We start from the raw sequence: 1,484 nt of genomic DNA, 5'->3' as shown, positions 1-1,484 counted from the left end.
CCTGAATCCGTGACACATTGGTCCACACTCATGCGCTGTGTCAGGATCAACTGTTTTTTTACCCAGACGGCTCCATGAGTCGCCCCCAGTTGTTTAAAAACTGCCGGAATGGGTCTGGATCTTTGACAATCTGACAAAATTACGAAGTCTGGTCGCACTTCTGTTGAAGACTAGCCCTTCCGGAGGTCCAACTTTCTATCTGTCGACCAAGAGTCGGTTGTACACGATGGCAAAAGCGACGTAAGCAGGACAATGTCTTCCAAAACGTAATCGTAGACGACGTGCAGTTAAAAGGAGACGAGCTGCCAGGTAGATCAACTCCTGAATAACAGTCTTTAGGCGTCGACGTTTCCCTGGGTGACGAATTGGTGAACTCTTGCCCAGTAAACCCAGCTGCCCGATCATCCTCAGGATATTGTACGCTAATGCACCCAGAGCCATTACCGCCGCATTGGTTGCAAACTTCCCGCTGGGCAGGCGCTCTAAGTCCAAATCAGTTTTGAACTCGCTGTGAAACTGCTCGCTCAAGCCGTGGTTCTGATAGAGGCGAATAATCTCCGCTTCTGGCAAGTCAAGGTTGGTCCACCAGCCCTCCACCTTGATGTCCGGCTCCATCAGCATTTGCCCGTGCTTATCGGCCCTTCGTTCAGTAACCCGCACCACTTTAGTGAAAACAAATTTTTTGCCTTCATATTCCTGGTGTTTTTTTATGGTGAGCAGAGCTACCTTTTTGTATTTTCGAGGCATTGACACCGTGCCTTTTTCGAATGCTTTCCGGCATAATGCTTCAGTGTTTTCTCTGCGAGGATTCCATTTAACTATATAAGATACTTTCTCAGCCTTGCGGAGAAGCACCCTGGTTTCAATCGAATCATGGCCCGAATCCAAACGAACCAAAAGCTTTTTGCTAGTGAGCGTCCTCGCCCGACAGAGCACTTCTTTCATGAAGGGTATAAAGCCTTCTTGGCTGTGCTGGCTACCTGGGCGGAATTCGATATCCAGACACCATCCCTCCATGCCAATGTATGCGGCTATGGGAGCATAGCCATCGTGCCCCTTGTAGGTTCGGCTGACGTTTTCTTTTTTGGTACCCGAGTTGTCCATGGGGAAAACGTCGGCATCCAATGGAATGTGGCCGGTATCAAGGGGGGAGAGGTGTACCTCACCTTTTTTCAGCAATTCCAGTGAGCATTGTCGAGCTACCTGTAGATAATTGTCTGCTTTTTGGTCAAGTCGTTGGCGCAGGCTTTCGCACGAAGGCACTTGGCTTACACCTAGAGATTGCGCAAAAAAATCATCGTCTCGCATGGAAGTGATAGCCTCATAGTCACTCTTGCCCAGGCAGAGTAACCCAAGATAACTGCGAAGGATGTCAGGATGGGTGATTACGTTCCGATCGTCCCCTATGGTGCGCTTGGTCGCTTTGGCCAGATCACAGTAACGGTTGATGCACAGCCCCACCAGGGCAAGCCCGGAGTGGCTGG

1 protein-coding gene is annotated in these 1,484 nt (G+C 50.0%); it reads right to left on the bottom strand.

Translation table 11 applies throughout. The annotated features are described in order from the left end of the window. Nucleotides 1-195: 195 nt before the first annotated feature. Nucleotides 196-1,484, bottom strand: a 1,289-nt coding sequence (locus G494_RS0114700) for an IS1380 family transposase (RefSeq protein WP_028585126.1), incomplete at its 5' end; no start/stop codon positions are given.

Origin of the sequence: Desulfogranum mediterraneum DSM 13871 (genome assembly GCF_000429965.1) — a bacterium.
Lineage (GTDB): Bacteria > Desulfobacterota > Desulfobulbia > Desulfobulbales > Desulfobulbaceae > Desulfogranum > Desulfogranum mediterraneum.
Note: the sequence above shows the minus strand (reverse complement) of the source record. Positions and strands in the feature narration are given on the sequence as shown.